Annotated in this window: 25 protein-coding genes and 1 pseudogene; 18 read left to right on the top strand and 8 right to left on the bottom strand. The window is 52.6% G+C overall.

The window, feature by feature from the left end:
- Position 1 precedes the first annotated feature (1 nt).
- The 4 genes from ACLRGG_RS05840 to ACLRGG_RS05825 are packed head-to-tail and all read right to left on the bottom strand — an operon-like array spanning position 2 to position 4,757.
- The gene (locus tag ACLRGG_RS05840; protein WP_416248840.1) at positions 2–1,141 is read right to left on the bottom strand and encodes an ABC transporter permease; all 1,140 of its coding nucleotides are present in this window, start codon (positions 1,139–1,141) and stop codon (positions 2–4) included.
- Entirely contained in the window at positions 1,122–2,048 is a 927-nt protein-coding gene (locus ACLRGG_RS05835; RefSeq protein WP_416248912.1) for an ABC transporter ATP-binding protein, read from the bottom strand. The genes ACLRGG_RS05840 and ACLRGG_RS05835 overlap by 20 nt, the downstream gene beginning before the upstream one ends.
- Positions 2,038–3,000, bottom strand: a complete 963-nt coding sequence (locus ACLRGG_RS05830) for an HlyD family secretion protein (protein ID WP_416248911.1) — start codon at positions 2,998–3,000, stop codon at positions 2,038–2,040. The genes ACLRGG_RS05835 and ACLRGG_RS05830 overlap by 11 nt, the downstream gene beginning before the upstream one ends.
- Positions 3,001–3,053: 53 nt before the next feature.
- Entirely contained in the window at positions 3,054–4,757 is a 1,704-nt protein-coding gene (locus tag ACLRGG_RS05825; RefSeq protein WP_416248839.1) for a bifunctional lysophospholipid acyltransferase family protein/GNAT family N-acetyltransferase, read from the bottom strand.
- Between the two features lie 405 nt (positions 4,758–5,162).
- Here ACLRGG_RS05825 and ACLRGG_RS05820 point away from each other — a divergent pair, with 405 nt between their 5' ends.
- The 7 genes and pseudogenes from ACLRGG_RS05820 (at position 5,163) to ACLRGG_RS05790 (ending at position 9,614) form a co-directional block, all read left to right on the top strand.
- Positions 5,163–6,026: a YicC/YloC family endoribonuclease gene (locus tag ACLRGG_RS05820; RefSeq protein ID WP_416248838.1), complete on the top strand. Its 864-nt coding sequence runs from the start codon at positions 5,163–5,165 to the stop codon at positions 6,024–6,026.
- A 244-nt stretch (positions 6,027–6,270) separates the two neighbouring features.
- A pseudogene (locus ACLRGG_RS05815) lies at positions 6,271–6,399 on the top strand (tyrosine-type recombinase/integrase); the annotation flags it as partial.
- Positions 6,400–6,549: 150 nt separating this feature from the next.
- Positions 6,550–6,771: a hypothetical protein gene (locus ACLRGG_RS05810; protein ID WP_416248837.1), complete on the top strand. Its 222-nt coding sequence runs from the start codon at positions 6,550–6,552 to the stop codon at positions 6,769–6,771.
- 21 nt (positions 6,772–6,792) lie between these two features.
- Positions 6,793–7,644 carry a YPO3983 family protein gene (locus ACLRGG_RS05805; protein ID WP_416248836.1) on the top strand — a complete coding sequence of 284 codons (852 nt, stop codon included), beginning with the start codon at positions 6,793–6,795 and terminating at the stop codon, positions 7,642–7,644.
- On the top strand, positions 7,628–8,095 hold the full coding sequence (locus tag ACLRGG_RS05800; RefSeq protein WP_416248835.1) for a DUF943 family protein: 468 nt from the start codon (positions 7,628–7,630) through the stop codon (positions 8,093–8,095). The genes ACLRGG_RS05805 and ACLRGG_RS05800 overlap by 17 nt, the downstream gene beginning before the upstream one ends.
- Before the next feature lie 303 nt (positions 8,096–8,398).
- A complete protein-coding gene (locus tag ACLRGG_RS05795) occupies positions 8,399–8,737 on the top strand; it encodes a zinc ribbon domain-containing protein YjdM (RefSeq protein ID WP_416248834.1) in 339 nt (112 codons plus the stop codon).
- 259 nt (positions 8,738–8,996) lie between these two features.
- Entirely contained in the window at positions 8,997–9,614 is a 618-nt protein-coding gene (locus tag ACLRGG_RS05790; protein ID WP_067709245.1) for a trimeric intracellular cation channel family protein, read from the top strand.
- Here the strand turns inward: ACLRGG_RS05790 and ligB are convergent.
- A complete protein-coding gene (ligB, locus tag ACLRGG_RS05785; protein ID WP_416248833.1) occupies positions 9,589–11,280 on the bottom strand; it encodes an NAD-dependent DNA ligase LigB in 1,692 nt (563 codons plus the stop codon). The two genes, ACLRGG_RS05790 and ligB, sit on opposite strands and share 26 nt — an antisense overlap.
- A gap of 251 nt (positions 11,281–11,531) precedes the next feature.
- Here ligB and gmk point away from each other — a divergent pair, with 251 nt between their 5' ends.
- The 11 genes from gmk to rluF all read left to right on the top strand — a co-directional run bounded on the left by gmk (position 11,532) and on the right by rluF (position 24,257).
- Positions 11,532–12,155, top strand: a complete 624-nt coding sequence (gene gmk, locus ACLRGG_RS05780; RefSeq protein ID WP_067709241.1) for a guanylate kinase — start codon at positions 11,532–11,534, stop codon at positions 12,153–12,155.
- 53 nt (positions 12,156–12,208) lie between these two features.
- Positions 12,209–12,484 (top strand): DNA-directed RNA polymerase subunit omega, encoded by a 276-nt coding sequence (rpoZ, locus tag ACLRGG_RS05775; protein ID WP_067709239.1) that lies wholly within the window; start codon positions 12,209–12,211, stop codon positions 12,482–12,484.
- A gap of 21 nt (positions 12,485–12,505) precedes the next feature.
- Positions 12,506–14,629: a bifunctional GTP diphosphokinase/guanosine-3',5'-bis pyrophosphate 3'-pyrophosphohydrolase gene (spoT, locus tag ACLRGG_RS05770; RefSeq protein WP_416248832.1), complete on the top strand. Its 2,124-nt coding sequence runs from the start codon at positions 12,506–12,508 to the stop codon at positions 14,627–14,629.
- Positions 14,630–14,632: 3 nt separating this feature from the next.
- Complete coding sequence (gene trmH / locus ACLRGG_RS05765; protein WP_416248831.1) at positions 14,633–15,331, top strand: tRNA (guanosine(18)-2'-O)-methyltransferase TrmH; 699 nt, start codon at positions 14,633–14,635, stop codon at positions 15,329–15,331.
- The gene (gene recG / locus ACLRGG_RS05760; RefSeq protein ID WP_416248910.1) at positions 15,328–17,409 is read left to right on the top strand and encodes an ATP-dependent DNA helicase RecG; all 2,082 of its coding nucleotides are present in this window, start codon (positions 15,328–15,330) and stop codon (positions 17,407–17,409) included. Before trmH ends, recG begins: the two co-directional genes overlap by 4 nt.
- 215 nt (positions 17,410–17,624) lie before the next feature.
- Positions 17,625–18,038, top strand: a complete 414-nt coding sequence (locus ACLRGG_RS05755) for a GNAT family N-acetyltransferase (protein WP_067709229.1) — start codon at positions 17,625–17,627, stop codon at positions 18,036–18,038.
- Positions 18,039–18,051: 13 nt separating this feature from the next.
- Positions 18,052–18,738, top strand: coding sequence for a helix-turn-helix transcriptional regulator (locus tag ACLRGG_RS05750; RefSeq protein ID WP_416248830.1), 687 nt, complete (start codon positions 18,052–18,054; stop codon positions 18,736–18,738).
- 12 nt (positions 18,739–18,750) lie between these two features.
- On the top strand, positions 18,751–20,055 hold the full coding sequence (locus ACLRGG_RS05745; protein WP_416248909.1) for a cytosine permease: 1,305 nt from the start codon (positions 18,751–18,753) through the stop codon (positions 20,053–20,055).
- An 80-nt stretch (positions 20,056–20,135) separates the two neighbouring features.
- A complete protein-coding gene (locus tag ACLRGG_RS05740; protein ID WP_416248829.1) occupies positions 20,136–21,524 on the top strand; it encodes a nucleobase:cation symporter-2 family protein in 1,389 nt (462 codons plus the stop codon).
- Between the two features lie 129 nt (positions 21,525–21,653).
- A complete protein-coding gene (locus ACLRGG_RS05735) occupies positions 21,654–23,336 on the top strand; it encodes an AsmA family protein (RefSeq protein WP_416248828.1) in 1,683 nt (560 codons plus the stop codon).
- Between the two features lie 42 nt (positions 23,337–23,378).
- A complete protein-coding gene (rluF, locus tag ACLRGG_RS05730) occupies positions 23,379–24,257 on the top strand; it encodes a 23S rRNA pseudouridine(2604) synthase RluF (protein ID WP_416248827.1) in 879 nt (292 codons plus the stop codon).
- A 29-nt stretch (positions 24,258–24,286) separates the two neighbouring features.
- Here the strand turns inward: rluF and fabY are convergent, their stop codons facing one another.
- The 3 genes from fabY to ACLRGG_RS05715 are packed head-to-tail and all read right to left on the bottom strand — an operon-like array spanning position 24,287 to position 26,609.
- On the bottom strand, positions 24,287–25,228 hold the full coding sequence (gene fabY / locus ACLRGG_RS05725; protein ID WP_345829619.1) for a fatty acid biosynthesis protein FabY: 942 nt from the start codon (positions 25,226–25,228) through the stop codon (positions 24,287–24,289).
- A 56-nt stretch (positions 25,229–25,284) separates the two neighbouring features.
- The gene (gene dtd, locus ACLRGG_RS05720) at positions 25,285–25,722 is read right to left on the bottom strand and encodes a D-aminoacyl-tRNA deacylase (RefSeq protein ID WP_416248826.1); all 438 of its coding nucleotides are present in this window, start codon (positions 25,720–25,722) and stop codon (positions 25,285–25,287) included.
- Complete coding sequence (locus ACLRGG_RS05715) at positions 25,719–26,609, bottom strand: virulence factor BrkB family protein (protein WP_416248825.1); 891 nt, start codon at positions 26,607–26,609, stop codon at positions 25,719–25,721. The genes dtd and ACLRGG_RS05715 overlap by 4 nt, the downstream gene beginning before the upstream one ends.
- Positions 26,610–26,611 lie beyond the last annotated feature (2 nt).

Below are 26,611 nucleotides of genomic sequence, written 5' to 3'. Positions count from 1 at the left end.
TTCAATCCAGCGTTTTACGGTAGTTCTTAAGACTGATGCCCATGACGACGATGGCAAGGCCGATTAGCGGCAAAAAGTCCGGCAATAGTTCGGTAAAAGAATAGCCCTTAAACATGATGCCTTTGATCAGCCTGATAAAGTAAGTCAACGGCAGGCATGAGCCAATAGCCTGCGCCCATGAGGGCATACTTATAAACGGGCTGATAAATCCTGACAGCATGATTGAAGGAATAAAATAGAATGATGACATCTGGAGCGCCTGTAGCTGATTTTGCGCCACGCTGGAGATGCCCGTACCGATAGATAAGCAGAGAAACACATAAATCATCAGCACCATAAAGAGCAGGAACAGGTTGCCCAGCAACGGTATCTCAAAGACCATAACAGCACAGAGCAGAATGACCGCCGACTGAAATAAGCCAATCATTACAAAGGGGGTTATTTTTCCCACAATCACCTCAAACCCGGTTAGTGGAGAAATAAGGAGATTCTCGATTGCGCCATTTTCCCGCTCACGGGTTATGGAAAGCGCTGTCATTAGAATCAATGTTGTGCTTAGTATTGAACCAATGATCCCAGGTATTGTGTTATATTGTGTGATACCTTCCGGGTTGAACATCCGATGGATCACCAACTCAAAATCATCCCCAGACTCCGTCCCCCGTAATGCATCCGGTATGTCCTGCTTAAACATCGATTTCGACGCCTGAACAATAGCGCTTAATGCATTTCCTATGGCTATAGGATCGATGGCATCCCCCTGAATCAACAGCTGGGGCTTCTCCCCCCGCAGTAATTTCTGGGTAAATCCCTGGGGGATTGTCACGATAAACAGCACATCGCCACGAACAAACGCTTTTTTTGCCTCATCTTCTGATGCCATCGGCACCACCGAAAAATAACGGGTATTCTGCATGGCCGTCACAAATACCTGACTCATCCTTTCGCCATCATAATTTATCATGGCAGTGGGGATGTTATGCGGATCCATATTGACGGCATAACCCAGGATAATCAGCTGCAGCAGAGGCGTGAGGAAAACCATGCCTATGCTCACTTTATCACGCCGCAATTCATGCAGCTCTTTCATTACCACGCCATACCAGCGGGTGAAGGAGAAATTAAGAGAGGGATTTTTCATTATCGTTCTTCATCAAGCAGGCGAAAGCGTCTTCAAGAGTAGTTTTAACGCGTTGGATTTCATATTCAGCGGGAATGACCTGGGCAAGAACTGCTTTTAGCTTCTCTTCATCCCTGCCCGTAGCAAACAGGCTGCTACCGAATATCACCGTTTGTTCAATAGCATCGAAGCGCTGTAAGCGATTTTCCAGCACGGTCAAGCCGCTTCCTGAGATCTTCAACGTGGTAAGATTTTGCGCCTGAATAATCGACTGAATGCTGCCACGCGCCAGCAGGTTGCCACTGGAAAGATAAGCAATTTTATGACAGCGCTCGGCCTCATCCATATAGTGTGTACTGACCAGAATAGAGATCCCCTCATCAGAGAGGCGATGCAGCGTTTGCCAGAACTCACGACGTGCTTTGGGGTCCACTCCCGCAGTAGGCTCATCAAGAAAAAGTACAGAGGGCTTATGCAGCAAGCAGGCAGCCAGAGCCATTCTCTGCTTCCAGCCGCCTGAGAGAACTTTCACCAGCTGATGCTGCCGTGAGAGCAATCCCAGTTCGGAGAGAGTACGCTCGACGAGCGCCTTAGGCTGCTCCAGACTGTACAACCGTGAGATAAAAAAAAGATTCTCCCTGATTGTAAGATTCCCCCACAAAGAGAAGTGCTGGGTCATATAGCCGATACGTCTTTTAATTTGATCGCGCTGGGTAAATATATCCATCCCCAGGCAGTGACCGCTTCCGGAATCCGGGGTGAGAAGCCCGCACATCATCCGGATAGAGGTGGTTTTCCCACTGCCGTTAGGCCCGAGAAATCCATGGATCTCACCTCTATCAATTTGCAAAGAAAAATCTTTTACTACATGCTGATCTCCGAAGTGCTTATTCAGATTTTTAACGTCAATGCTGAAATTATTGACCATCGGTGATCTCCACGCTGATCGGTTGACCAATTTTAATGTTGTTCGCCTGTTCCAGCGCAACCACCGCTTCAGCCATAAATATCAATTTCTCGCGTCGCCTGGTACTGTAAATAACAGGAGGAGTATATTCTGCCTGTGGACTTATATAATTAATGGTAGCGGAAATGGGCGCGCATCCGTCGCAACGCACGCTGATTTGCTGACCCACCTGGAAAAATCCCAGCATCTTCTCCGGGATATAAAACCTGACTTTTACGTTTTCCGGGGGAAGCAGCGTAACAATCGGCTTGCCAGCCATTGGCCGCTCCCCTGGATGATAAATAATATCGTAAACACGGGCATCCTGAGGGGCCACAATTGTACTCTGCTGATAGCTCCACAGTGCTTTGTCTCTCTGTAGCATGGCTGAGTCAACGCGTGATGCCTGATTTTCAATCTGAGCAATACGCGCCGGTAATTTTTTTTCCGCTAGCAGATAGGTCAGTTCATCGACCTGGGCTTTTTTTTGCGCATAGTCGTCCTGCATGCTCTCCCACTCAGCGGCTGAGATTATCCGGGAATTGTAGAGGTGTTGATACCTGACAAGCTGACTCTTAGCCATATCCGCAGCAGAAGTGGCCCGATCTAGCTGAGATTGCACCACATTCAGCGCTTCAGTACGCTCCCCTGACTGCATGTTCACGAGTAAGGCGCGTTCAGCCTGGAAATTTTTCTCAGCAATACGCAGTGAATTTTCAGTAATAAAACTATCCATTTTTATCAGGCTTTGATCCTTTTTAACCAGATCGCCTTTTTTTACCATGATAAGTTCTATTTTCTCTGACTCAGGATATGACAGATAAATAAATTCCCCATGCGTATATCCGGACAGATAATCTAAATCAGCATCATCACAAGCCGTAAGATTCAGCACGAAAATGATAGTAAATATAATTTTAACAATTAGATCCATCACAGTATTTATGCTCTCTTTGTTCAGATGGATATACGGATACCGCGCTGTGCCTACTTCTTATTGAAATAATGTCGCCTGTAAATTTCCTTCAACTTCTCTATTTTACATAAATTCAGACCCGCAAGAGTTTTTAAAGAGTGATCTTCGATAAAGCAACACAACTTTGACCCTCCTGAACAATACCACTTCGCCGCCTGTTTATAAGGCCAGGGAAGTGTGCAATCCAGGCCAGTAAGCTTTTCATTCAGACGTTTCCAGTCACTATCAATATCATCACCCAGAAAAAAAAACTCTACGCTTTCATCATTAATAGTATATTCATTTTCGGGGTAACAGAATTTTCTGTCAAATGAGAAATACAGATTATAGAACTGTACTATAAGGTTTTTGGCCAATGCTGAGAACGACCCCGGTATGGAAAGCACGCCCAGCAGGTATTTGTATTCTGGATACCTTTGAGTATAGATAAAGATCCCTTTCCATAGTTCATCCAGCGCACTCGTTTTTTGATACCCGGATTGGATGAAACCCCTTCCTATTTCGATAGTTTTTTCAATCTGAGGGAACTCACTCCGCTGGTAATTAAACAAACTATGACTGTACAGGCCTGCAAGACCTCTTTTGGCGAGCGGGATGCCAGCGGGGATCAGACGATAAGAACCGACAATTTCCAACTGCTGCGGATCCCAGAAGATGATGTGATGATACTCCTGGTCGTAAATATCGTTATCACACAGTTTCCCCGTACCAGCACCGATTGCCCGGAAAGAGATCTCTCTGAGACGCCCCAGTTCGTGAAGAAGAGGACAATCCACCTCATCCTGGTAACGGTAAAGATACAGCCCTTTCCCATCGCTGCATGTTTTCATCAATTCGCAACGGGCCAGACCATTAATTAGTTCACATCTGCTGACCGGGGCAGAAACAGGAGGCCGCGTGGGCACAAGGCCGGGAAGGTTGTTACCAACCCGAAAAAGATGTTGCTGGATATCGAATGCGGTTTTTGAAAAATCAATATTCTTTCTATTCATTGCGGACAGATCAATTTGATGAAATATTTTCATACCAAGGGTTTTTCCCCGATGCCGCAGTACCTCACGAATAACCATCAGGTTAGATAATGGGCGCGAGATTAATACTGTAAGATAATAGCGAATACTGTTGCGACCGTTGAGATATATCGGCACGATAGCTGCATTATTTTTTATCGCCAACTGGATAAATCCGGCATGCCAGGGTGATTCACGCAACCCCCTAAGCGTCATCCCCGCCAGTCGGCCAGCAGGTAAAATCACCAAAACGCCCCCCTGCTTGAGGTGATCGTTCATCTCCCGAAATTTTTTATGGCTCATTTTCCCTTGCATATTTCTGATGCTAACAGAAATAGGTTTCGTGGGAGGAAAAATGAGAGAAAGAACATGATTAGCGACAATTTTTACGTCCTTTCTGACGTTAGCGACAATATTAATTATTGCCACTCCATCCATAACAGTAGGGTGATTAGCAATAATAACTACCGGGCCGAATCGTGGGATATTATTATAATCATCATCGTCAATCTTACAGTGAAAACTGATTTTTTCAGCGGCAGCTTTAACCCATTCGACACCCTGTTTTTCTGAGAAATCCGGAAAAGCCGTCGTGATAATTTTCTCGCCAAATGCCCACTTGATTAATTTTCTCAACCACGAAGGAATGATCTTATGAGGCAGAAACTCCCTGATAATACTATCCACCTTATCTACGTTATCCATAACTTATTGCCCCCAGGCAGCATATTCCATAAAATCTATCTCACGTTAATTGTTTTCAATGTTTTTCGCAAGATAATATTGCCAAAAAAAATACTGATAAATTTAGTAAATAAACGATTTTCATTTGAAAATTATTCACGCATGATTTCAAAGCTAATATTTACCAACATTGTATTAAAGATATAATTGAATCACTTCTGGTAACAAATATTTCGAATATACTTCTCAGTTTCGCCCGTATTTCCAGCATTTGATGCAAATTAACCCGGCTGTTAGCCTGATCACACCCAATATGAAAAAAGCCTCACCTGCCAGCTTATTTTCCAAATTGCGTTTGAATACCTGTTAAGCCTCCATCTACATCGCTATAATCCGCCCATCTTTCTCTGAAATCGGGTACAGAACATGATCCGCAGCATGACAGCTTACGCACGGCGTGAAACCAAAGGCGAATGGGGCAGTGCAGCCTGGGAACTTCGTTCCGTTAACCAGCGCTATCTGGAAACCTATATCCGACTCCCGGAGCAGTTCCGCGGGCTGGAACCAGTAATCCGCGAGCGCATCCGTAACCGCCTGACGCGCGGTAAAATCGAGTGCAATCTTCGCTTTGATGCCGACCCGAGCGCCCAAAGCTCGCTGGTGTTGAATGAAAAGCTGGCTATTCAGCTGGTGCAGGCCGCCAACTGGGTGAAAATGCAGAGTGACGAGGGTGAAATCAACCCGGTCGATATTCTGCGCTGGCCCGGCGTGATGTCAGCTGAGGAACAGGATCTTGATACCATTTCCGCAGAGCTGCTAAAGGCGCTGGAGATCGCGCTGGACGACTTTATCACCTCGCGCGAAACCGAAGGTGCAGCCCTGAAATCCCTGATTGAGCAGCGCCTGGAAGGCGTCAGCGCTGAAGTCACCAAAGTGCGCGCACAGATGCCAGACGTACTGAAGTGGCAGCGTGAACGCCTGGTCACCAAACTGGAAGAAGCCCAGGTCCAGCTGGACAGTAACCGCGTAGAGCAGGAGCTGATTATGCTGGCTCAGCGCGTTGACGTGGCGGAAGAGCTGGATCGGCTGGAAGCCCACGTAAAAGAAACCTACAACATTCTGAAGAAGAAAGAGGCCGTAGGCCGTCGCCTCGACTTTATGATGCAGGAGTTCAATCGTGAGTCCAATACGCTCGCTTCTAAATCGATTAACGCCGAGGTCACCACCTCTGCTATTGAACTTAAGGTTCTGATCGAGCAGATGCGTGAGCAGATTCAGAATATCGAATAACGTTGCATACTGTTGCACTCAGTAGCAAGAAACCATTGCAGCCCGCTAAATGCGGGCTTTTTTATTTTTATGCTATTGCATACGGTTGCATAACAACGCGGATAAAGGATGTACCCAGACGTATTTATGCGATCCAATTTGGGTCCACCCCTATTCAGCATACAGGCGGCACTACCGCGAAGCTGTAGATATTCAGATGAGGGCATGGTATTGAGGCCTGAGAGAAGCAGGAACGCAAAGCTGACGCACTGGCCGTACCCATTTAGCGGCACTTTGCGTTGATCCGATTGTTACCGAACGCTGCCTGAATCACCGTATCAAGGGCGTGGAAGGTATCTATAACCGCCGCCAGTATTTTGATGAACGCCGGGCAGGCTGGCGCTGTGGGATGCGTTTGTGATGTTGTTCACCGATCCGCTGCAAGTGCTTGATTACCTGAAAGGCGAAATTAAAGGGTTGCTGGATCCCCTGCTGTGGGACGGCGCAGGCGATACCATATTTAATTCCCTCACCAGCACGGGATATGACATATGGCGGTCAGGTGCAGTTACAGGCAGCGGCCAGCAATCCGGTTGCCTCCATGACCAGCAACGCTATCAGCAATTCCTCCTGGCAGGTTTCGCAGCGTACAGACGTGTGGATCGGAACTATTGAGTTCCAGACGCAGGCCACCTATGCAAAAGGACAACATTTACACTCTGACCTTTCACCGCGTATTATTCCCTGTGAAGACCACCACGGATGATCACACAAGGAATGTAAACTAATGGCCGCATTACAGTTTCCCAGCACCCTGTTCAAAACCCAAAAGTGGATGGACGACTACAGCGCCAGTGATATGCGCTGCGGCGATCTGACCGAAGCACAGTTAAAATCCCATTACCGACTGGATTACATCTCTGACCGGGTTGATCCTTACACCCTGACCCGGCGTTCTTCAATGGATCGTCCTCAGTCCATGTTTTGCTGTAATCTGCGTAGCCAGGGTGAAAAGATTACCCGCCAGCAGTGTGCCATAATCCTGTTTGATGAGTTCCGCTCGTTATCCCGCAAATTTTCCCTTTACGGGCCGTACAGCCACCTGATCGAAAAGATGATCACTCACATGCAGAACGGTAACGGTACGCCCTTTCGTGATGTGTCTCTGGACAGAGCTTTAAAGGATCATATTCTTAATGATTCAACAAAAAATAGTACGGTTTTACGAATAAGAGATACGCTTAAAAAATACATAATATGGGAAGACAAGAAATACCCGAAAAATTATAAGGATGAATTACGAAAAAACATTCTCGAAGGCAAACTCCCAAAATTTGATCGCTTCCAGGATAATTTTAACGGTATGGGTATCACCGTTCATGATACCTGGGCAACACATATCACCATGAAATCACTGCATGTTGATAATGACCGTTTTCAGGCAGTGGTCCATTTCAAGGTCCAGGATCACTTTGGTCTGGATAATGATGATATTCTGAAAACAAAATTTAGCCAGTTCCATTTCTTCCGTATCTGGTTTGTGCTCCAGCGATACAATCAGTTTGGTTTTAAGCCTTTTTTGACCAATATGGAAACCACCGTAGAAATCACTGGAGGTCGCAATGACAGTAAAAAATAAAAAAATCTTGATTCTGCTTTTCCTGACTGGCTGTGTTCTGCTGGGTTACTGGCTTTGGCTATCACTGCGCCCGGTAGAAGTTGTTGCGGTTCATGACAACGGTAATCATAGTTATGTTTTAGTCAGAAGTCTCCCGCTGACAGATAAGGGGAAAATAAACTGGTGGCTAAAAAATAAAGAAATACTGAAAGAAAAATATGACATCCCTAAACCATCATCCTCTGGATATTTTACTGTTATTTTTTGGGATTTTGGCGATGGTTATAAAGAAGAAGGGAAATATGACAGGCTTTGTTTTGATGATATGAAGACAAAAGTAAATTGCATCGAAAAGGATGCTGTATTTTCTGTAGATAAAAGCAGAAATATGGGCTTAATGTTCACCGTGTACGATGGTGATAATTATCGCTTAGACCATAATGGTGATATTATAAAAGTCTCCTCCGATTAGGTTTGCCGCCCTCGCGTAAAGACAGCATCATCCCTTCCTCCACGGCTTTCACCAGCTATGCGGAAGTAGCAAAATACTCAGGAGGCTGTCACGACGTGGCTGCAACATCCGCTACCCGCCTGGACAGATGTGTCTTTGCATCATAAATATTCAGCTTCTGCATAGATCCCCCTGTGGATTATGACAATAATCTTAAAGCACCCGAGCCAGCTTCATAAGCCCCCCGGATTTTTATTGTAGGCTTACCGCCGCCTTCCGGCTAAAATGCCCCCTGTTTTTTTATGGATTACTTTGAGGCTCACCATGCAAACTCTTCCTCCCTGCCCTAAGTGCCAGTCAGAATACACCTGGCAGGATGGCGCCATGCTCAACTGCCCGGAGTGCGGGCACGTCTGGTCTGAAACCGCAGATGCGGCGGTTGAAGACACACTGATCGTTAAAGACGCTAACGGCAATCTGCTTGCCGATGGCGATAGCGTCACCGTGATCAAAGACCTGAAGGTTAAAGGCAGCTCGACGCCGCTAAAAATCGGCACCCGGGTCAAAAGCATCCGTCTGGTAGAAGGCGATCATAATATCGACTGCAAGATCGATGGTTTTGGTCCGATGAAGCTTAAATCAGAGTTCGTGAAGAAAAACTGATTCGGCGGGTCGGCACGGTTTTATCTCGTAGAGATTGATGCACTATGCCGTTAACATGCGCTGGCGGGGCTTCCACCAGCGCATGTTTTATATGTTGCGACTTTGCGAGTGACCCCAGCCAGCAAATTTACGCGGATATCAAAATCTTCCGCTCCCCTGTAATCAGAAAGCCGCAAGATCCACGTAATATTTTTAAAATTCCAGTCGTCAAACTACTGCCGATCCTTCATGCTTGCTGCCGGTTATTCAGGAGCTGGCTATGTTACTTACTGTTCTCTATATCATCGGCATTACGGCAGAAGCGATGACCGGCGCGCTGGCGGCAGGCCGTCGTCAGATGGATATGTTCGGCGTGATTATTATCGCCTCGGTTACCGCCATTGGCGGCGGCTCCGTCAGGGATATGCTGCTGGGGCACTATCCGCTTGGCTGGGTAAAACATCCTGAATATATCATTATTGTCGCTGCCGCAGCGGTAGTGACTACCCAGCTTGCCCACCTGATGCCCCACCTGCGCAAGGTTTTCCTGGTGCTGGATGCGCTCGGCCTGGTGGTATTTTCCATTATCGGCGCCAAAGTGGCCCTGGACATGGGCCATGCGCCAATTATTGCCGCGATATGTGCCGTGGTTACCGGAGTGTTTGGCGGCGTACTGCGCGATATGTTTTGCAACCGCATTCCCCTGGTGTTTCAGAAAGAGCTCTATGCCGGTATCGCCTTTGCGTCAGGCTGGCTCTATATCCTGTTATTGAAGACGCCCCTGTCACACGAAACGACAATCACCGTTACCCTGCTGTTTGGCTTTATTGCCCGCCTGCTGGCGCTGCGCTTTAAGCTCGGTCTACCCGTCTTCAACTACCATGATGCGGAGCACTGATCCGTGCCGGAATATTCTGTTCTAAAAAGGCAATCAGTGGCCGCACCTGTGGCGCGGTTAAAAAGGCCATAATCTGCTGCGCAAGTGCCCGGCCCACCCCCGGTAGCTGCTGCCATGATGATTCACCCCGTGCCAGCATGGTCTGCCAGCTATCGTCTTCCATGGCGTTCAGCGCCCTCTCTGGAACAGGTACGCCCAGCGCTCTCACCCACCGCTTAAAGGGCATCTGCTTACTAAACGTGAACTGATGGTAGAGATAGTGGGCCCGTGGCTGGGTAATCCCCTTTATCTCACTTAGCTGCTCTGGCGTCAGCAACAGCCATGAGAAGAGATGCTCCGGATGACCTGCCTGCATCAATTTCTGCCAGCTACTACGGTTTATGCCCTGCATGGCAAGTCCATTGCGGCTACTCAGCCAGACCAGTCGGGCAAGAAATTGCGCGCGGCAGGCAGGGGTTAGCATGAAACAGCTAAGAGAATGGTAGCTTTCCGCCTGTGGGGTCGCAGGGGGATCGCGCTGACTTACGCGCCACACGACGTCATCCAGACGTGGAATACCCTGGCCCGCCAGGCTGATTAATACCCGATCGCCCGGCACGATATCCGCGGACTGCCACTGTTTAAGCGATCCCAGAGTGACGCGGCGAACCTGTTTATCGTCCAGCACAACAGGATCCAGATTGAGCACTACGCTGATTTTCCCGGTTCGCCCAATCGTAAAATCAACGGATTTCACACCGGTCGTGACCCGTACGGGATCGTACTTCCATGCAACCGCCCAGTCACCGTTGCCGGGGAGCCAATATTGCCCGGCAGCGGGCGGGCTGTGGACGACCACGCCATCGGTGACAAAAGGCAGTGGCTGAGAAAACCAGCGCGTGCGCCAGCCCTCAACGTCACCGGCATTACTGACCGGCTGGCTCCAGCTGGCCGCCAGCGTAAAACCGGCCTCGCTCAGTTTCGCTACTCTCTCCTGCATGGTGGCGGGGCCATCAGGCCAGCCCCAGATAAATACCCCCACCCTGCTAAGCACCTCTGACGCGCTGGTTCGACGCATTGCTCCTGCTACGAGGGCGCGCGCATTGACTCCCCCCTGCCCGGCCTGTTGATGACCGTTCATCAACAGGAACAGTTCACCCTGTAGCGTAAGCGAGCCTGAAGAATCAGGTATACGCTGTGGAATAGCCGGGATCAGCGCGGCTTTCGCCGTCCAGTCTTCGCCGCGCAGGCCATCTCCCCGGCTAATTAAGTTTACAAGCCTGCCCTGATGGTAGCTAAGGGTCACCGCAACACCATCCACTTTGGGCTGTACCCAGAGATCGGTTTTTCCCGTCATCCAGCGTGCGACTGCCTGCTTATCAGCCAGTTTACGGACGCCCGCATGCGCAACGGGATGGAGCATTTTACCGCCCTGCGCCAGCTGGGGCTGGCGGAGATCGCTCTGCGGAACAAAGCAGCGCTGCCAGGTCTGATAGGTCTGGAGCAGCGCATCGTAGCGTTCATCCCCGACAACGCTGATTCCCTTTCGGTAATAGGCATCATCCCATTCGCTTAGCTGCTTTTCTAACGCTGTCATTTCGCTTGCCGCGTGGGCGGGTGTCCACACCGGGCACTGGGCCTGAAGAGTCGAACAGCTCAGCGCCAGCAACAGTAATAAGATCCGCATCCTGCCTTCTCCTTTTTGTTCTGTGCGGATTGAAACGCAGGTTAAGCGGCCTGACGACGGCAAAGAAGAAAGCGTGGAAAGCAGTACCAGAAATATTTCATCAGGGATGAAAAATTACCGACACGCTGCGAAGGGCTATCCATTTATAGAGAAAAAGCACGGCGGTACGCCTGAAACGCTGCATCAAGTGCCCCAGCCGTGTATACTGTGCAGGAAGTAGACTCCGCTTTATTGGCATATCAAAGATAATCATGGCTCAAGGCACTCTTTTTATTGTTTCTGCTCCCAGCGGCGCGGGTAAATCCAGTCTCATTCATGCACTGCTGAAAACGCAGCCGCTGTATGACACTCAGGTTTCTGTCTCCCATACCACGCGGGGAGAGCGTCCCGGTGAGCACCACGGTGAACATTACTATTTCATCTCGCATGACGAATTCCGCAGTATGATTCAGGAAGGCGCCTTCCTTGAGCATGCTGAAGTGTTTGGGAACTATTACGGCACGTCCCGCAAGGCCATCGAGCAGGTGTTATCCACCGGCGTGGATGTTTTCCTCGATATTGACTGGCAGGGTGCCCAGCAGATTCGTGAGAAAATGCCGCAGGCCCGCACAATTTTTGTGCTGCCGCCGTCAAAGGATGAGCTGGACCGCCGGCTGCGCGGGCGCGGTCAGGATAGCGAAGAGGTTATCAGCCGCCGAATGGCGCAGGCCGTGGCTGAGATGAGCCATTTTGCGGAGTACGATTATCTTATTGTTAATGATGATTTCGATCTGGCTTTATCCGATCTGAAAACCATCATTCGCGCTGAGCGGCTGCGTATGGGACGTCAAAAATCCCGACATGACGCGTTAATCAGCAAACTATTGGCAGACTGAGGACAACTCAGTATGATGCCCAGTCATTTCTTCTCCCGTGGAGTATCACAATTATGGCACGCGTAACCGTACAGGACGCAGTAGAAAAAATTGGTAACCGTTTTGACCTCGTTCTGGTCGCTGCACGCCGTGCGCGTCAGATGCAGGTTGGTGGTAAAGATCCGCTGGTACCTGAAGAAAACGATAAGTCTACCGTTATCGCCCTGCGTGAAATCGAAGAAGGCCTGATCACCAACCAGATCCTGGACGTGCGCGATCGTCAGGAACAGCAGGATCAGGAAGCCGCTGAGCTGCAGGCTGTTACTGCTATCGCAGAAGGTCGTCGTTAATTATCAGCCTGAAGGCCGCCCTTGTATCTGTTTGAAAGTCTCAATCAGCTGATTGAAAAATACTTGCCTGAGGACCAGATTAAGCGCCTCAAGCAAGCCTACCTTGTCGCACGTGATGCCCACGAGGGACAGTCTCGCTCCAGCGGTGAGCCTTATATCACCCATCCGGTTGCCGTAGCCTGCATCCTTGCTGAAATGAAGCTCGACCATGAAACGCTTATGGCCGCGCTTCTTCACGATGTGATCGAAGACACGCCCGCCACCTACCAGGATATGGAACAGCTGTTTGGTAAAAGCGTTGCCGAACTGGTAGAGGGGGTGTCGAAACTCGACAAGCTGAAATTCCGTGATAAGAAAGAGGCCCAGGCCGAAAACTTTCGCAAGATGATTATGGCGATGGTGCAGGATATTCGCGTCATCCTGATCAAGCTGGCTGACCGTACGCATAATATGCGCACCCTCGGCTCGCTGCGCCCGGATAAACGCCGGCGCATAGCCCGCGAAACGCTGGAAATTTACAGCCCGCTGGCCCACCGTCTGGGCATCCACCACCTGAAAACCGAGCTTGAAGAGCTGGGTTTTGAAGCGCTCTACCCTAATCGCTATCGCGTGATTAAAGAAGTGGTTAAAGCCGCTCGCGGTAACCGTAAGGAGATGATTCAAAAAATCCTTTCGGAAATTGACGGGCGTTTGCAGGAAGCTGGCGTTCCCTGTCGCGTGAGCGGCAGAGAAAAGCATCTCTACTCCATCTACTGCAAAATGCACCTCAAAGAGCAGCGTTTCCACTCGATCATGGATATTTATGCCTTCCGGGTGATCGTCAGTGATGTGGATACCTGCTATCGGGTTCTTGGCCAGATGCACAGCCTGTATAAGCCTCGCCCGGGCCGGGTGAAGGATTATATCGCTATTCCCAAGGCTAACGGATACCAGTCGCTTCACACCTCAATGATCGGGCCGCACGGCGTGCCGGTAGAGGTGCAGATCCGCACGGAAGATATGGATCAGATGGCCGAGATGGGGGTCGCGGCTCACTGGGCTTATAAAGAGCAGGGTGAAAGCAGCACCACGGCACAGATCCGCGCTCAGCGCTGGCTACAGAGCCTGCTGGAGCTTCAGCAGAGTGCCGGAAGCTCCTTTGAATTTATTGAAAGCGTCAAATCCGACCTGTTCCCGGACGAAATTTACGTATTCACGCCAGAAGGGCGCATTGTTGAACTGCCCGCAGGCGCCACGCCGGTGGATTTTGCCTATGCCGTGCATACCGATATCGGCCATGCCTGCGTCGGTACCCGCGTCGATCGCCAGCCCTATCCGCTGTCGCAGCCGCTGAGCAGCGGTCAGACCGTCGAAATTATTACCGCGCCGGGTGCCCGCCCGAATGCCGCATGGCTGAATTTTGTCGTCAGCTCGAAAGCGCGGGCAAAAATCCGCCAGCTGTTGAAAAACCTCAAGCGTGACGATTCGGTCAGCCTGGGGCGTCGTCTGCTTAATCACGCACTGGGCGGTAGCCGCAAGCTGGCTGAAATCCCGCCAGGCAACCTGGAGCACGAGCTGGAACGTATGAAACTGGCCACCCTGGACGATCTGCTGGCAGAAATCGGCCTGGGTAACGCCATGAGCGTGGTGGTGGCGAAAAATCTTCAGCAAAGTGATAACCCCCTGCCCGCCAGCCCGCGCACTGCTTCCAGCTCCCGCAACAAGCTGCCCATTAAGGGTGCAGAGGGCGTGCTGATTACCTTCGCCAAGTGCTGCCGCCCTATTCCTGGCGATCCGATAGTCGCCCACGTCAGTCCTGGTAAAGGCCTGGTGGTGCACCATGAGTCCTGCCGTAATATTCGTGGCTATCAAAAAGAGCCCGAGAAATATATGGCGGTTGAGTGGGACAAAGTCACGACCGATCATGAATTTATGGCGGAAATTAAGGTTGAAATGTTTAATCATCAGGGAGCGCTTGCTAACCTGACTGCCGCTATTAATACCGCTGGCTCCAATATCCAGAGCATGAATACGGAAGAGAAAGATGGTCGGGTCTACAGTGCTTTTATCCGTCTGACGGCCCGGGATCGCGTTCATCTGGCAAATATTATGCGTAAAATCCGCGTAATGCCGGATGTGATTAAAGTTCACCGTAACCGAAACTAGCGCATGAATGCTCAACGCTTCGACCGTATTATGGAGATGTTGGCCGCACGTCAACATGACCTGACTCTCTGTATGGAGCAGGTCCATAAACCCCATAACGTCTCCGCAGTGATCCGCACGGCGGACGCGGTGGGCGTGCATGAAGTTCATGCCGTATGGCCGGGCAGCCGCATGCGAACCATGGTCTCCTCTGCGGCAGGCAGCAACAGCTGGGTGCAGGTGCAAACGCACCCGACCATCGCGGACGCAATTTGCCATCTCAAAAGCCAGGATATGCAGATCCTGGCGACCCATCTGTCTGATAAGGCCGTCGACTTTCGCGAAATCGATTACACCCGACCCACCTGCATTTTGATGGGCCAGGAAAAAACCGGTATTACCCGTCAGGCGCTGGAACTGGCAGACCAGGAGATCATTATCCCAATGGTTGGCATGGTGCAGTCCCTTAACGTTTCCGTGGCCTCTGCGCTTATCCTCTATGAAGCCCAGCGCCAGCGTCAGAATGCCGGTATGTACCAGCGCCAGACCAGCACCCTGCCGTTCAGCGAGCAGCAGCGCCTGTTGTTTGAAGGCGGTTATCCCGTGCTGGCGCGGGTCGCGAAGCACAAAGGTTTACCCTACCCGCAGATCAACGATCGGGGCGAGGTGGTAGCCGATGCTCAATGGTGGGCAACGATGCAGTCATCGGGTCGAAAAAAATGAATGGTCGCCTGCTGGATACCGTTCCGCTAAGCACCCTCGCAGGCGTTGGCGCAAGCCAGGCGGGAAAGCTGGCAAAGCTGGGGCTGGTTACCGTGCAGGATTTGCTGCTTCATCTGCCGCTGCGCTATGAAGATCGTACGCAACTTTATGCCATTAACGACCTGCTCCCCAATATTTACGCCACGGTAGAAGGTGAGGTCCTCAACTGCGATATCTCCTTTGGCCGCCGAAGGATGCTGACCTGCCAGATAAGCGACGGGACGGGCATCCTCACCCTGCGTTTTTTCAATTTCAATGCCGGAATGAAAAACAGCATGTCGCCCGGCAGGCGCGTCACCGCTTACGGTGAAATCAAGCGCGGCCAGCGGGGCGCAGAAATTATCCATCCGGAATACCGGGTCCAGGGCGAGAACACCACGGTTGCCTTGCAGGAAACGCTCACTCCGGTTTACTCCACGACCGAAGGCGTACGTCAGGCCACGCTGCGCAACCTTACTGATCAGGCGCTGGCGCTGCTGGATACCTGCGCTATCGCTGAACTGCTGCCTCCTGAGCTGAGTCAGGGGATGATCGGTCTGCCCGCCGCATTGCGTATGCTGCACCGCCCGCCGCCGGATATGGCCCTGGTTGATCTGGAACATGGCCGTCATCCTGCGCAGCGCCGTCTGATTATGGAAGAGTTGCTGGCGCACAATCTCAGCATGCTGGCCGTTCGCGCCGGCGCCCAGCGCTATCATGCATTACCGATGACTCCCCGGCACGATTTGAGCAGTAAGCTGCTGGCAGCCCTGCCCTTTAGACCGACCGCCGCACAGGTTCGCGTCGTCCAGGAAATCGAACATGACCTGGCTCATGACTATCCGATGATGCGTCTGGTACAGGGAGATGTGGGCTCAGGAAAAACGTTGGTTGCCGCCCTGACCGCGCTTAATGTGATCGCCTGGGGCAAGCAGGTCGCCCTGATGGCCCCGACCGAGCTGCTGGCCGAACAGCACGCCAATAACTTCCGCCAGTGGTTTGCGCCACTGGGGATTGAAGTGGGCTGGCTGGCCGGTAAGCAGAAGGGCAAAGCGCGGCTGGCTCAGCAGGAAGCTATTGCGGCCGGGCAGGTTTCGATGATTGTCGGTACGCACGCCATTTTCCAGGAACAGGTGCAGTTCAACGGGCTGGCACTGGTCATTATTGATGAACAGCACCGCTTCGGGGTTCATCAGCGGCTGGCGCTTTGGGAAAAGGGCGAGGAGCAGGGTTTCCATCCTCATCAGCTGATCATGACCGCTACGCCTATCCCGCGAACCCTGGCAATGACCGCCTATGCCGATCTGGACACCTCGACCATCGATGAGCTTCCGCCAGGCAGAACGCCGGTCACGACGGTAGCGATTCCGGATACGCGTCGGGCTGAGATTATCTCACGGGTGAAAAGCGCCTGTACCGCTGAAGGCCGACAGGCCTACTGGGTCTGTACCCTGATTGAGGAGTCCGATCAGCTAGAGGCTCAGGCGGCAGAAGCCACCTGGGAAGAGCTGAAGCTGGCGCTCCCGGAATTACAGATTGGGCTGGTACACGGCAGGATGAAGCCCGGGGAGAAGCAGGCCGTAATGCAGGCCTTTAAAGAAGGCGCCACGCATCTGCTTATCGCTACCACGGTTATCGAGGTTGGCGTGGATGTGCCAAATGCCAGCCTGATGATTATTGAAAACCCCGAGCGGCTGGGACTGGCGCAGCTTCATCAGCTACGCGGACGCGTAGGACGCGGATCGGTAGCCTCTCACTGCGTCCTGCTTTATAAGGCGCCGCTGAGTAAAACCGCGCAGAAGCGCCTGCAGGTTTTACGCGACAGCAATGACGGCTTCGTCATTGCCCAGTGCGATTTAGAAATTCGCGGGCCGGGCGAATTGCTGGGCACGCGTCAAACCGGTAACGCCGAGTTTAAGGTCGCCGACCTGCTGCGCGACCAGGCGATGATCCCAGAGGTACAGCGCGTCGCCAGACATATCCACCAGCACTATCCGCAACAGGCAACGGCGCTTATTGAGCGCTGGCTACCGGAAACGCAGCGTTATACCAACGCCTGAGCCGCTTTCATACCCATGGCTTAAATATTTAATATCCCTGATGTTGGCAGAATGCCTATAAAAATATTGAAATAACTGATTTTTTTGTATCTGCCGAATAATAGCGGCGATTTTTCAGGCGTGAAACAGTAATAATCCCCCTTGAAAATTTATGAATTTTCTGCACAAAATTCGCGGCTGTGCAGGGCAATCATTTTCGAATTCAGGGAGCAACAATGAAAATCGTCACAACCTCTACCCCTTCCGCTGAGGATCAGGAATACGTCATCAGCCATCTCTGGCAGCATAACAGCCAGTTCGACGCGGTCGATATTGAGCCACTGCTGGTAACGCTCCGCAGTGAGGATAATCAGATCCACGGAGGACTGGTGGCGAAGACATGGTGGGAAGGCCTGGAGATCCAGTATCTGTGGATCAGTGAAGCACAGAGAGGGAATAATCAGGGCAGGGCGCTGATGCTGAAAGCGGAAGAGATCGCTAAAGCACGGGGATGCAAGATGGCCTATGTCGATACGTTCGGTTTTCAGGCCAGAGGATTCTACGAAAAGCTGGGCTACCAGGTATATGGCAGCATGGACGGCTATTTAGGTAAACATACGCGTTATTATTTGCAGAAAATATTTTCCTGAAAGGGAACATGCTATGGCGTCTTCCAGCGATGGGAATAATGTGCTGTCGGCTTTTATTTGTATGATGGAAAATCTTGCTGAGCCCTGGGGTATTAAAGATCTTCAGTCCAGGCATCTTTATATGAATAAAGCCGCCTGTCGCTATACAAATACGCCCCCGACGTTCAATGTTGAGGGAGAGCTCGATCAGGACTTTCCCGCGCTATGGGCTGAATGCGCTGAAGATTTACAGGAACACGATCGGCGGACGGAAGAATCCCTTGAGCGCGTCAGTGTTATTGAGACGCACTACTGGAATGGTCTGGATTATCTGACGCCTTTTATCAGTGAGAAATTTCCTTTTTTTAACCGTGACGCCCAATGTATTGGCACCGTCTGGAATGCACGACCGCTGGATAATCTGACACCCGCGAAATTTATTAATAAGAAAAAGCCCTCGGTCCTGACAACACAGTGTAATCATCCAGACTTTACCGACGCGGAAATGGATATCATTTTCCTTATACTCCAGCGAATGACCGCGAAAGAGATGGCAAATATCTATTCACTGAGTGTTAAAACCGTCGAAAACAGAATTTACAGCATATATCAAAAAGCAGGCGTTCATTCGCTCCGGCAGTTTGAAGAATTCTGTGAAAATACTCATCTCGGAAACTACATCCCAGGTCGCCTGATCCAAAAAGGGATCCACTTCATTTAAAAAGGATTTTCTATTATGAAAATTGACGATTTTCCTCTTAGCCGCGTACCGGCGACGAGTCGCGTTTCTCTCCTTAGCGTTGCCATCGTACATATGGGAATGCTGACCGCACTTGACCAGTTTATGCTGGGTGCCGTATTAGGCGACAGTATGCCCCTCGGGGATGCCTTTACGGCGATTATCCTCGGAAGCCTGATCTTTGGTTTAATCACCTTTGGCTTTGGCTACATTGGCATGAAAGAGGGCCTGTCAGGGAGTTTGCTTGGACGCTGGTGTGGCTTCGGCAAAAGCGGATCGGCGCTGATCGGGGTGGTGGTGGCCATCAGCCTGTTGGGATGGTTTGGTATACAGAATTCCCTCTTCGCCCGTTCTCTGAGTGCGGCGACGGAGGGAAAGCTGAGTTTTTCACTGGCGGCCACCCTTTCCGGCCTGACGCTGACCCTCATCGTGGCCTTCGGGTTTCGGGCCCTGCGATTTACCGCGCGTTTTGCCGTGCCGGTTTTTATCGCGCTCATTGCCTGGATATCCTGGCATACGCTTATCTCCGATCACGCCAGCCCGCCGGTAGTGTCCGGGCAGAGTAAGGAGATGCTCTCGATCAATGCGGGTATCACACTGGTGGTGGGCGGCGCTATCCTCGCCAGCCTGATGACACCTGACCTGACGCGCTATTCCAAAAATGGCCGACACGTGCTGATGATCACCCTCGCGACGATTATTCTGGGTGAATTTATTATTAACGGCCTGGCCATTTTTATTGCCCGCAAGCTGAACACCGGCGACATCATGTCAATCATCACCCTCTCCACGGGCAGCCTGGGCCTGCTGGCCGTGATTTGCTCCACGTTGAGGGTCAACGATCTCAACCTCTACTCCTCAGCGCTCGGTATTGTAAATGCGGTCGAAAGCACCACCGGTAAAAAGCTCAGTTATTCGGCCGTAACCCTCGGTCTTGGCGTGCTGGGTACCGGGCTGTCGGTATGGGGCATCCTTGACCATTTCGTCGACTTCCTGAACCTGCTTGGGGTCGTCGTACCGCCCGTGCTGGGCGTGATGCTGACCGAGTATTTTGTGGTGAAGAAGTACAGCGTCGCGCTGAAAACCTCCAGGGCAGACGGCACACTTCCGGATAAGACCGTGACGACCGGCTGGGCCGCCATACTCGCCAGCCTTGCCGGGAGCTATGTCGGGTTGAGCGTACAGTGGGGAGCACCGACCCTGAACTCCTTTTTAGTGGCCTGTGTGAGCTACATCGTATTTGAATCCCTGAGGATCGGTTTGTCGCGCAGCAGGCTGCAGGGATCGTCGATGCGCTGACGCTAACTCTCACGGCAAACGTTTGCTTTTACCCTGTATAAGATTAAAATCGCCACTTTGTTCACCAGGGAACCGTGAAAATGTCCGTCAATATCCCCGATGCCGCATCCGGCCGTCAGCATGCTGCTGCGGCAAAAAGCGAACTGCTCTATCGTCTGGACGACCGACCGCCGCTGCCGCAAACGCTGTTTGCGGCCTGTCAGCATCTGCTGGCGATGTTTGTGGCGGTCATCACGCCCGCCCTGCTGATTTGCCAGGCGCTTGGCCTGCCCGCGCAGGATACGCAGCACATTATCAGCATGTCGCTGTTTGCCTCCGGGGTGGCCTCGATTCTGCAAATTAAGACCTGGGGGCCCGTCGGTTCAGGACTGCTGTCGATTCAGGGCACCAGCTTTAATTTCGTAACGCCGCTGATCATGGGAGGCACCGCGCTGAAAAGTGGCGGTGCGGATGTGCCAACCATGATGGCGGCGCTGTTCGGCACGCTGATGCTGGCCTCCTGTACCGAGATGCTGCTTTCCCGCGTGCTCCATCTGGCGCGCCGTATTATCACCCCGCTTGTCTCAGGGATTGTGGTGATGATTATTGGCCTGTCGCTGATCCAGGTGGGCCTGACTTCCATCGGCGGCGGCTTTACCGCAATCAGCAATCATACGTTCGGCGCGCCGAAAAACCTGCTGCTGGCGGGTGCCGTGCTGGCGGTGATTATTTTGTTAAACCGCCAGCGTAATCCCTGGCTGCGCGTGGCGTCGCTGGTGATTGCTATGGCGGTCGGTTACCTGCTCGCCTGGATGCTGGACATGCTGCCGTCGTTTACCCCCGCCTCCGCCTCACCCTTAATCGCTGTCCCGACGCCGTTGTATTATGGCCTGGGCATCGACTGGAACCTGCTTATCCCGCTTATGCTGGTCTTTATGGTGACCTCGCTGGAAACCATCGGCGATATCACGGCAACGTCCGATGTTTCTGAGCAGCCGGTCAGCGGACCGCTGTATATGAAACGTTTGAAGGGAGGTGTGCTGGCTAACGGCCTGAACTCCTGTGTCTCGGCGCTGTTTAATACTTTTCCCAACTCCTGCTTTGGTCAGAACAATGGCGTTATTCAGCTGACCGGCGTCGCCAGCCGCTACGTAGGTTTTGTCGTCGCCCTGCTGCTGATTATGCTCGGCCTGTTCCCGGCAGTGAGCGGATTTGTCCAGCATATCCCTGAACCGGTGCTGGGCGGCGCAACGATTGTCATGTTCGGCACCATCGCCGCCTCGGGTGTGCGTATCGTCTCGCGCGAGCCGCTCAACCGTCGGGCAATTATGATAATGGCCCTCTCCCTGTCGGTCGGTCTGGGCGTATCCCAGCAGCCTTTAATCCTGCAATTTGCTCCGGACTGGCTGAAAACGCTGCTCTCCTCCGGCATCGCGGCAGGGGGCATCACCGCCATTATTCTGAATCTGCTTTTCCCACAGGAGAAGTAAACCGCACCGTCCCCCCTCCTGCGCTTAAAGGCGGGCGATATTCACGTCGCCCGCGAGCATCCGGCGGTTGAGCTTCGGTAATAATTCAGGCATAACAACCTATCAAAAATGCTCATAGGGAAGGGTGCAATGAAACGACTCGGAAAAATTCTGCTTACGCTACTGCTGCTGCTTTTACTGGTCGCTGTCCTGCTGTATGTCCTGCTACAAACGCAGTGGGGTGCCGGATGGATCAGCCGCACCATCAGCCAGCGTACCGACTATCAGCTGGCGTTCAGCAAGCTGGAGCATAACTTTTCCGATCCCTCGCTGCTTACCCTTGATAACGTCTCGTTTGGCCGTAAAACTCAGCCAGCCACGCTGGTTGCGAAGCGGGTGGACCTCGGGCTGCGTCTCGCTCAGTTTACCCACCCAGGGCACTTCAGCAGTATCAGACTGGAAAAAGGGACGCTGAACGTCTGGCGCAACGCCGCGCCGCTTCCCCTGGAAGCAGATCGCCTCCAGCTTAGTGAGATGGCGGTAGACCTCCCTGACGGCGAACTGCCCGTTAAAGCAGCGCGGGTCGTGGGCGGGATCACCCCCTGGAAACCGCGGGCGGTGAACATGCCTGGCAGCAATGCCCGATTTCAGATAAGCGCAGCATCGCTGAATATTGACGGCATTCCCGCGAAGAATGTGCTGCTGCAGGGCAGTGTTAACCAACAGCAGTGGGTTATCAGCAATTTCGGTGCCGACCTGGCGCTCGGTTCGATCACGGGCCGGGCACAGCGGGACGCCACCGGCCGCTGGGACGTGGCGAATCTCAGGCTGAACAATATTCGTCTGCAAAGCAGTCAATCCCTTTCACGCTTTATGGAGCCACTGCTGTCGCTACCACCCATACACTTTGAGCGTATTGATGTAACCGATGCCCGTCTGGAGGGAAATGACTGGGCGATCACTGATTTGGATTTGGCGCTTAAAAATATCACCCTGCGGGATGGCGACTGGGAAAGCCGTGATGGTTCGCTTTCGATGAATGCAAATACCTTCGTCAATGGCAGTTTTGAACTGAACGATCCCATCGTCAATATGACCTTTTCGCCAGAGGGCGTCGCACTGACCCAGCTCAGTTCGCGCTGGGCGAATGGGCTGATCCGCACTGCCGGTACCTGGCAGCGGAGCGATAAAAAGCTGACGCTGGATCAGCTGGCGATTGCCGGGCTGGAGTATACGCTGCCGCAAAACTGGCGTGACCTGTGGATGGCGCCCCTGCCAGCCTGGCTGTCAGGCATTGAAGTGAAGCGGTTTGAAGCTAACAGGAATCTGATTATTGATATCAATCCGGATTTCCCCTTCCAGATGACGTCACTTGAGGGCAGCGGCAGTGACCTGCTGCTGGCGCGGGATCGCCAGTGGGGAATATGGTCAGGCAAGCTGAATGTTAATGCCGCCGGGGCGACCTTTAACCGCGTTGACATCCGTCACCCTTCCCTCGCCCTGACGGCTGACGATAACCGCATTGCGGTAACGGAGATGAGCGCCTTCGTCAAAAGCGGGATGGTTGAAAGTCTGGCTACCCTTTCCCAGCAGCCCCAGCGGGCGTTCTCACTGACCCTGAACGGACGCCAGGTCCCGGCTAACCTGCTGCATGAGTGGGGATGGCCGGATGTTGATCTGCAGGGCGACGGCGATATGCAGCTTAAGATAGAGGGCAGGCTGGCCGCGGGAACGCCACTGAAACCCACCGTGAACGGCACGCTGTCGGCGACCGTCAACGACAAAACGGTGCAGCAAAGAATGCAGTCGGGTCAGGTAACGGCTGCGCAGTAGCGCGCAGTAAGGTATAGTCCGCGCTTTAAAAAAGGAGGCTCCATGCTGACCAATTCATCCATTCGTCTAAATAAATACATCAGCGAGAGCGGTATTTGTTCCCGCCGCGATGCCGACCGTTACATAGAACAGGGAAATGTGTTTATTAACGGTAAGCGCGTCGGCGTTGGTGCGCAGGTCTTCGCCGGCGATGTGGTGAAAGTTAATGGTCAGCTGATTGAGCCGCGTAATGAAGACGATCTGGTGCTTATCGCGCTCAACAAGCCTGTCGGTATCATCAGCACCACGGAAGAGGGTGAGCGCGACAACATCGTTAACTTTGTGAACCACAGCAAGCGCGTTTTTCCGGTCGGACGGCTGGATAAAGACTCGCAGGGGCTGATTTTCCTGACGAACCACGGCGATCTGGTGAACAAGATCCTGCGCTCAGGAAATGACCACGAGAAAGAATACGTGGTAACGGTAAACAAGCCGGTGACCGACGAGTTTATCACCGGACTGGGCGCTGGCGTGCCGATGATGGGCACGGTGACTAAAAAGTGCAAAGTGAAGAAAGAAGCGCCGTTCGTGTTTCGCATTACGCTGGTGCAGGGGCTTAACCGCCAGATCCGCCGGATGTGTAAGCACTTTGGCTATGAGGTGATGAAACTCGAGCGTACCCGCATTATGAATGTCAGCCTGAAAGGGCTGCCGCCGGGAGAGTGGCGCGATCTGACCGATGATGAGCTGATTGAGTTATTTAAGCTGATTGAAGACTCTTCGTCAGAAGAGAAACCGACGAAGAAAGCCCCTGCAAAAGCGAAGCCCGCTGCGGTAAAAAAGCCGGTTAGCGGCGCACCCAGGGGGGGCGAGAAATCCCCTGCCGGCCCGGCTTCCCGCAAGCGCTTTACCCAGCCGGGCCGCAAAAAGAAGGGGCGCTGATTTCAGGCTGTCCTTGTTTCACGCTGCCCTTACTTAATACCCGAACCGCCCAGCTCCAGCGGGCCGTTTGGATCGGCGGGGAGCACGATATAAACGCCTTCAAATACCGCGCCGCACACCTCATTGCCGAACAGCTCCACCTCCAGCTGTACCCGCGCCTTGCGTCCGCGCGCAAGGCGATCCAAATCGCCGCTCATCGAGCCAAGATCCGCCACCGCGCCCGGTTTTCCGGTGATCGGGTGGCTGTAACGAATATGGGCATCGGCCAAAATGATGGTGCCCCCGAGATGCCGCTCGCGCAGCAGCAGCCAGATAAGCCCCCACCCGGTCAGGGTAGCCAGCGAGAAAAGGCTGCCGGCAAACAGGGTCTGGTGCGGGTTCTGATTACCGGTTTCCGGCATGGTGGTAATAAATTTTTGCCCGGTGTACTGCAAAATCCGCACGCCCATTTTCTCGCTAAGCGGAATATGATCGTACCACGCCTGCTGAAGCTGACCGCACCAGTCGGCCCGGTGAAGGATATCATCCAGAGTCATGACCGATTTAATCATCAGGAAGTGGCGCAGCGGCGTGGTCTGGGGTGCGGTCACCTCCCCCTGATTGACGTAGCCCAGCTTGGCAAAGAACTCCACCGCATCTTCGCGCGCGCTGCAGACGACGCGCTTCGCCCCTTCCTGCCGCGCCACGGACTCCAGCGTCATCGCCACCAGCGTACCCAGCCCTTTCCCCTGCACCGAGGGATGCACAGCAAGGAAGCGTATGCCCGCTTCGTTTTCCGCATTGATATACAGGCGTCCTACCGCCACCGGTTCGCCGTGCTCGTCAACCACCATCTGGTGATGCGCCAGCGCATCCCAGGCATCCCGTTCAGATCCCATAGGCTGATGAAGCGGTTTGCGCAGCATCTCCCAGCGAAATTGATAGTAGGTATTCAGCTCTTCTGCTGTTTCAGGCACCCGAAGATGATACATAAGATGGTTCTCTCTTTCTGAGCCCGGTACGCTGACCCGTCGTTTGGCTTTCAGCCTTACACCTGTAGCCAGAAGGTTACCGGGCCATCATTGACCAGCGCAACCTGCATATCCGCACCAAAACGACCCGTTTCGGTCGCCACACCTTTTTCACAGCAGCAGCCGATAAAGGCCTCATACAGCTTTTCTGCTTCTGCGGGTTCCGCGCCGCCAGAAAAACCGGGTCGCATCCCCTTTTGCGTATCTGCGGCAAGGGTAAACTGCGATACCACCAGCACGCTACCTCCTGCCTGCTGCACGTTCAGATTCATTTTGCCCTGGTCATCGCTGAAAATGCGATAGCCAAGTACGCGATCGCACAGGCGTGACGCTTTCTGCCGATCATCCCCTTTTTCCACGCCCAACAGAATAAGCAGCCCTGGTCCTGTTTCCCCAATGCGTGCTCCTGCCACCGTTACGCTTGCGCTCATTACGCGCTGAATTAAGGCAATCATCGTTTCAATTTTTCCCGCTCTTGTTCTTGCTGTTCCTGTAACGCCTGCTCACGGTGCACGCGGTGGTCGCCCAGCGTCGCCGCGATTTCCGCACCCAGCAGTACAATACACCATGTCCAGTAAACCCAGAGAAACAGAATGGGGATAACCGCAAGTACGCCATAGATCAGCTGATACGAGGGGAACATCGTGATATAGAGCGCAAAACCCTTCTTACCCAGCTCGAACAGCAGCCCAGCCACCAGCGCGCCGATCAGTGCATCCCGCCCCGCCACCTGGCGCGTAGGAACGATGCTGTAAAGCAGAAAGAATGAGAGCCAGGAAAGCAGCAGAGGAAAAATCCTCAGGCCATAGTCTATCAGCCAGCTAACGCCGGAAGCCGATGCCCAGCGCAGCGAAAGCAGGTAGGAGCTGATTGCCAGGCTTGCCCCGGCCAGCATCGGGCCAAGCGTCAAAATCATCCAGTAGACGGCAAAAGAGTAAACCAGTGGCCGCTTGCGCTTGCTGCGCCAGATAGCATTTAGCGCCGTATCAATGGAATACATCAACAGCAGCGACGTGACGACCAGGCCGCAGGCTCCGACCGCCGTCATTTTATTTACGTTGGCCACGAACTGCTCCAGATAGCTCTGGATAACGGTGCCGGATGCCGGAACAAAATTGTTAAAGATAAAGTGCTTAAGCTGAACGCTTACGTCGGAGAAAACCGGAAAAGCGGCAAATAACGCAAAGACCACGGCGACCAGCGGCACCATCGACAGCAGAGAGACATAGGCCAGGTTTCCGGCAAGCGTGGTCATGCCATCCTCTTCAATCCGATGCCAGAGTAGTTTAATCCATGACCAGCCCGCCCCCAGCCGGTTAAGACCGATTTTAATCAGCAGCATCG

Origin of the sequence: Erwinia sp. PPS120 (assembly GCF_047918655.1) — a bacterium.
Lineage (GTDB): Bacteria > Pseudomonadota > Gammaproteobacteria > Enterobacterales > Enterobacteriaceae > Erwinia > Erwinia tasmaniensis_A.
The sequence above is the reverse complement of the archived record's forward strand: the minus strand, read 5'-3'. Positions and strand labels throughout refer to the sequence as shown.

Coding starts and splice junctions, on each gene's coding strand:
- ACLRGG_RS05800 (WP_416248835.1), top strand. CDS start 7,628: ATGACAGTAAAAAATAAAAAAATCTTGATTCTGCTTTTCCTGACTGGC.
- ACLRGG_RS05820 (WP_416248838.1), top strand. CDS start 5,163: ATGATCCGCAGCATGACAGCTTACGCACGGCGTGAAACCAAAGGCGAA.
- ACLRGG_RS05740 (WP_416248829.1), top strand. CDS start 20,136: ATGTCCGTCAATATCCCCGATGCCGCATCCGGCCGTCAGCATGCTGCT.
- ligB (WP_416248833.1), bottom strand. CDS start 11,280: ATGCGGATCTTATTACTGTTGCTGGCGCTGAGCTGTTCGACTCTTCAG.
- recG (WP_416248910.1), top strand. CDS start 15,328: ATGAATGGTCGCCTGCTGGATACCGTTCCGCTAAGCACCCTCGCAGGC.
- trmH (WP_416248831.1), top strand. CDS start 14,633: ATGAATGCTCAACGCTTCGACCGTATTATGGAGATGTTGGCCGCACGT.
- ACLRGG_RS05805 (WP_416248836.1), top strand. CDS start 6,793: ATGGCCGCATTACAGTTTCCCAGCACCCTGTTCAAAACCCAAAAGTGG.
- ACLRGG_RS05795 (WP_416248834.1), top strand. CDS start 8,399: ATGCAAACTCTTCCTCCCTGCCCTAAGTGCCAGTCAGAATACACCTGG.
- fabY (WP_345829619.1), bottom strand. CDS start 25,228: ATGTATCATCTTCGGGTGCCTGAAACAGCAGAAGAGCTGAATACCTAC.
- ACLRGG_RS05810 (WP_416248837.1), top strand. CDS start 6,550: ATGACATATGGCGGTCAGGTGCAGTTACAGGCAGCGGCCAGCAATCCG.
- ACLRGG_RS05755 (WP_067709229.1), top strand. CDS start 17,625: ATGAAAATCGTCACAACCTCTACCCCTTCCGCTGAGGATCAGGAATAC.
- ACLRGG_RS05830 (WP_416248911.1), bottom strand. CDS start 3,000: ATGGATCTAATTGTTAAAATTATATTTACTATCATTTTCGTGCTGAAT.
- rluF (WP_416248827.1), top strand. CDS start 23,379: ATGCTGACCAATTCATCCATTCGTCTAAATAAATACATCAGCGAGAGC.
- ACLRGG_RS05840 (WP_416248840.1), bottom strand. CDS start 1,141: ATGAAAAATCCCTCTCTTAATTTCTCCTTCACCCGCTGGTATGGCGTG.
- ACLRGG_RS05835 (WP_416248912.1), bottom strand. CDS start 2,048: ATGGTCAATAATTTCAGCATTGACGTTAAAAATCTGAATAAGCACTTC.
- ACLRGG_RS05750 (WP_416248830.1), top strand. CDS start 18,052: ATGGCGTCTTCCAGCGATGGGAATAATGTGCTGTCGGCTTTTATTTGT.
- ACLRGG_RS05715 (WP_416248825.1), bottom strand. CDS start 26,609: ATGCTGCTGATTAAAATCGGTCTTAACCGGCTGGGGGCGGGCTGGTCA.
- ACLRGG_RS05825 (WP_416248839.1), bottom strand. CDS start 4,757: ATGGATAACGTAGATAAGGTGGATAGTATTATCAGGGAGTTTCTGCCT.
- ACLRGG_RS05790 (WP_067709245.1), top strand. CDS start 8,997: ATGTTACTTACTGTTCTCTATATCATCGGCATTACGGCAGAAGCGATG.
- gmk (WP_067709241.1), top strand. CDS start 11,532: ATGGCTCAAGGCACTCTTTTTATTGTTTCTGCTCCCAGCGGCGCGGGT.
- ACLRGG_RS05735 (WP_416248828.1), top strand. CDS start 21,654: ATGAAACGACTCGGAAAAATTCTGCTTACGCTACTGCTGCTGCTTTTA.
- rpoZ (WP_067709239.1), top strand. CDS start 12,209: ATGGCACGCGTAACCGTACAGGACGCAGTAGAAAAAATTGGTAACCGT.
- dtd (WP_416248826.1), bottom strand. CDS start 25,722: ATGATTGCCTTAATTCAGCGCGTAATGAGCGCAAGCGTAACGGTGGCA.